This is a genomic window from Micromonospora foliorum (assembly GCF_022229015.1).
Lineage (GTDB): Bacteria > Actinomycetota > Actinomycetes > Mycobacteriales > Micromonosporaceae > Micromonospora > Micromonospora foliorum.
Genome location: NZ_JAKKFF010000299.1, coordinates 1 through 4,423 on the forward strand (window position 1 = coordinate 1; position 4,423 = coordinate 4,423).

3 protein-coding genes are annotated in these 4,423 nt (G+C 72.4%); 1 reads left to right on the forward strand and 2 read right to left on the reverse strand.

Annotated features, from left to right (window positions below):
* The coding region (locus tag PSH25_RS21610; protein WP_238660810.1) for a GGDEF domain-containing protein at nt 1–1,078 on the reverse strand (1,078 nt) is incomplete at its 3' end.
* A 156-nt stretch (nt 1,079–1,234) separates the two neighbouring features.
* A complete protein-coding gene (ligA, locus tag PSH25_RS21615) occupies nt 1,235–3,370 on the reverse strand; it encodes an NAD-dependent DNA ligase LigA (RefSeq protein ID WP_238660811.1) in 2,136 nt (711 codons plus the stop codon).
* Nucleotides 3,371–3,681: 311 nt separating this feature from the next.
* On the opposite strand from ligA, the gene PSH25_RS21620 reads away from it, so the two are divergent.
* Entirely contained in the window at nt 3,682–4,218 is a 537-nt protein-coding gene (locus tag PSH25_RS21620) for a type II toxin-antitoxin system PemK/MazF family toxin (protein ID WP_238660812.1), read from the forward strand.
* Nucleotides 4,219–4,423 lie beyond the last annotated feature (205 nt).

Sequence of the window (4,423 nt, forward strand, 5' to 3'; positions counted from 1 at the left end):
GCGCGGCCAGCGCCTGGACCACCCGGTCGGCCAACTCCCGCGCCTGAGCGACGTCGGTCAGCCCGGTCATCACGATGGCGAACTCGTCACCGCCGAGCCGGGCGATCATCTGTGGTCGGGGCTGCACGTCGGTGAGCCGGGCGCTGACCTCGACCAGCAGCCGGTCGCCCACGGCGTGCCCGAGGGCGTCGTTGACGTTCTTGAAGCGGTCCAGGTCGATCAGCAGCAGCGCCAACTGCCCGTCGGGCTCACCGCGGGCGGTCCGCTCGGCGTGCAGGTGCACCTGCTCGGCCACCTCCGCCAGCAGGGCCTTGCGGTTGGGCAGCCCGGTCAGCGGGTCGGCGGCGGCGAGGTGCTGCTGTTCGTTGGTCAACCGCGCCATCCGGTAGACGGCGAAGAGCGGCACCAGCACCAGCGGGATCAGCGCGGCGCTGACCCGCGCCGCGGCGACCAGCACCGGGGCGAGCAGCAGCAGTGAACCGGTGGAGAGCAACTCGAAGCCGAGGCCCTGGCGGACGGTGGGCCACCAGCGATCTCCGAAACGCAGCCGCACCGCCCAGCTGACCAACCCGTAGTTGACGACGAACCAGGCCAGCGCGGCGCCGCCGACCGCGGCCACGTCGGTCCAGTGCAACCGCCCGCCGGAGAAGATGGTGCCCGAGCCGAGCTGGATCACCCCGTACGCGGCGGCGAGGGCGCACGCGTACTGGCCGACGTTGAACGCCGTGCGCCAGGCGGCGTGCCGCATCCGCCAACCCGAGACGACCACCCCCACCGCCTGCACCACCACCGCCGGGCCGAGACCCCAGCCGAGCAGGATGGCGAAGGTGAAGCAGGTGGACGGAAACACCGCCGACGTCTGCCGGCGCCCCGGTGGCACGAACGGACGTGCGTCGCAGACCACGGCGAGCGCGGCCATCGTCCAGAACGCCACCGGCAGCCGGGACAGGTCGTCCGGGAGCGTCGCGAGTGGAACGGCGGCGGTCAGCGCGGCGACCGCCAGGATGCCGGCGACGAAGGCGGCGAACGGTGCGACCCGTCCCGCAGGAAGCGAGTTGCGTGGGTCGGCGACCTCCACCACACCTCCCGACCGACCGTCGGCGTGCCGGTGCGCACGCCGTGACCCAATGAAACGCCCTCGGCCCCCAGTTTCCCGGTATGACAGTCACGAATCGGTCGTAGTCGTAATTAAGTTGGTATACGCGGCCAGTCGCCGTGCCAGCCGCCGGCGGGCTCAGCCGCCCGGCTGAGCGACGTCCCGGGCGGCGTCCGGGCCCGCGTCCAGCAGAAGCCGGAACCCGTCCTCGTCGAGCACCGGCACCTTGAGACTGGCGGCCTTGTCGGCCTTCGACCCGGGGTTGTCCCCCACCACCACGAAGCTCGTCTTCTTGGAGACCGACCCGCTGACCTTGCCGCCCCGGCTCTGCACGGCCTCGGCGGCCTGGTCGCGCGAGAAACCGGCGAGGGTGCCGGTCACCACCACGGTCAACCCCTCCAACGGGCGCGGCCCCTCGTCGCCCGCCTCCTCGGCCATCCGTACGCCGGCCTCGGCCCACTTGCGGACGACCTCGCGGTGCCAGTCCACCGCGAACCACTCCCGGAGGCTCGCCGCGATGGTCGGCCCGACCCCTTCGACCGAGGACAGCTCCTCCTCGGTGGCCGCGTCGATGGCGTCCATCGAGCGGAAGTGCCGGGCGAGAGCCTGTGCGGCGGTCGGGCCGACGTGCCGGATGGAGAGCGCCACCAGCACCCGCCACAGGTCCCGTTCCCGGGCGACCGCCAGATTGTCGAGCAACTTGCTGGCGTTGCTGCCCAGGCTGCCGTCCTTGTTGACGAAGAACGGGGACCGGGAGAGCTGTTCGGCGTCGAGCTGGAACAGGTCGCCCTCGTCCGCGATGACCTCCGCGTCCAGCAGGGCCGCCGCACCCTTGTAGCCGAGCGCCTCGATGTCGAAGGCACCGCGACCGGCGAGGTGGAACACCCGCTCACGCAACTGCGCCGGGCAGCTGCGGGTGTTGGGGCAACGGATGTCGACGTCGCCCTCCTTCGACGGGGCGAGCGGGGTGCCGCAGGCCGGGCAGGTGGTCGGCATGACGAACGGCCTGGCATCGGCGGGCCTTAGGTCGACCACCGGGCCGAGCACCTCGGGAATCACGTCGCCGGCCTTGCGCAGCACCACCGTGTCACCGATCAGCACACCCTTGCGCTCCACCTCGCGGGCGTTGTGCAGGGTGGCGAGCGCGACCGTGGAACCGGCCACCCGCACCGGCTCGAGCACGGCGAACGGGGTGACCCGGCCGGTGCGCCCCACGTTGACGTCGATGTCGAGCAGCTTGGTGGTGACCTCCTCCGGCGGGTACTTGAAGGCGATCGCCCAGCGCGGGGCACGACTGGTCGACCCGAGCCGGCCCTGGATGGAGACCGGGTCGACCTTGACCACCACCCCGTCGATCTCGTGCTCGACGTCGTGCCGGTGCTCGGCGTAGTAGGCGATGAACTCCGCCACGCCGGCCAGGTCCGGGACGACCCGCCACCTGTCGCTGGTCGGCAACCCCCACGACTTCAGTGCCGCGTACGACTCGGACTGCGCCGTGGGCTGGAACCCGCGACGGGCGCCGATGCCGTGCACCACCAGGCGCAGCGGCCGGGTGGCGGTGACCCGCGGATCCTTCTGTCGCAGGCTGCCGGCGGCGGCGTTGCGGGGGTTGGCGAAGGGTGCCTTGCCCTGCTCCACCAGACCGGCGTTGAGATCGGCGAACGCGGCGATCGGGAAGTAGATCTCGCCACGGACCTCCACCAGCTCGGGGATGTCCGGGAATTCGGAGGACGGGGCGAGCTGGCCGGGCACGCCCCGGATGCTGCGCACGTTGGCGGTGACGTCCTCACCGGTGCGCCCGTCGCCCCGGGTGGCGGCCCGGACCAGCCGGCCGTTCTCGTAGGTCAGGTTGATCGCCAGCCCGTCGACCTTCAGCTCGCACAGGTAGGGCACCGGGCCGCCCGCGTCGCGTTCGACGCGCTCGGCCCAGGCCGCCAACTCCTCGTCGGCGAAGGCGTTGTCGAGCGAGAGCATCCGTTCGGCGTGGGTGACCGGGGTGAAGTCGGTGGAGAAGGTGCCGCCCACCCGTTGGGTCGGCGAATCGGGCGTCCGCAGCGCCGGAAACTCCTCCTCCAGTGCCTCCAACTCGCGCAACTGCCGGTCGAAGTCGGCGTCGGGGATGGTCGGCGCGTCCAGCACGTAGTAGCGGTACTGGTGCTCGGTCAACTCCTGACTGAGCGCGGCATGCCGCTCCCGGGCCTGCGGCGTCGGCTCAGCCCCGGCCGCCGCCTCCTGCGCCGGGCTGACCTGCTGACCGATCTGCTCCTCGGACACACCGCCACCTTCGGACACGCCTGCGACCTCCCTGATCACGCTACTCCGGCACCGTATCGGGCCGGTGGGACAATCCGCCGCCCGCCCGCGCCCGGAGCGACCTCGCCCTCAGCCGCGTTCGATGATCACTTGATGCTCGGTAGTCGTCGGCGGGCCGATCCAGCTACTCACCATCAAGTGATCAAGCGTGGCCGTGGGGTGGCTTGGGGCGGTGGGGCAGCCTGCGGTGTGGTTGGCGGGCGGCACGGGCGGCAGCGTGCAAGGATCGCCGGACGGTGCGACCGGCGGGTCGCCGGGAAGCGGAGGTACGGATGCCCGAGGCACTGCTCTGGGCGGTGGCGATCCTGCTGGCGGTGGCCGCCGGCTGGGCGTGGAACAGTTGGCGGCACCGGGTGGCCAACCGGCGTCCGGGCACCCGGCCGGGCCGGGGCAGCACCGACGGCCGTCGTCCCACCCCGCCACGGCCCCGCGGCGGCGATCGGCCGTCCACCAAACCCCGCTCGCGCGACAGCCAACCGGCCGCCGACACCCCGGCGCCCGGTGAGATCTGGTGGGCCGACGTGCCGTACGCCGACGGCAGCGGGTCGAAGGTACGCCCGTGCCTGGTGCTGCGCGCCGACTCCCGGGGCGCCGACGTCCTGAAGATCACCAGCCAGGACAAGAGCGACCGGGACGACCACGTCCGGATTCCCACCCGGGACTGGGACCCCGGCGCGGAGCACGACAGCTACCTCAGCCTCACCGAGCCGATCCGACTCGACTCGGCCGCCTTCGCCGACCACGCCGGCCGCTGTGACGCCGACCTGTGGCGCAAAGTCCGCAGCCTGCGCCACCTCCCCACCCCCTGACCGCCCCACGACCGCCTTCGTGGCCGCTCGCCTGCCATGATCGACTCGCCTTCCTGAAAGTCGCGGTGTCCTGAGGTCCCGGATACCCCGGTTTCCAGAACCCCGAGTCGATCACGCCGAGGGGCCCATGCCGGGCCGGGCGGACCACGCCGGGCCGAGCCGAGCCGGGCCGCGCCATGCCGAGCCGGGCCACGCCGGGCCACGC

Bases quoted from the DNA above. Each gene is read 5' to 3' on its own strand.
- PSH25_RS21620 (WP_238660812.1), top strand. From the start codon at position 3,682: ATGCCCGAGGCACTGCTCTGGGCGGTGGCGATCCTGCTGGCGGTGGCC.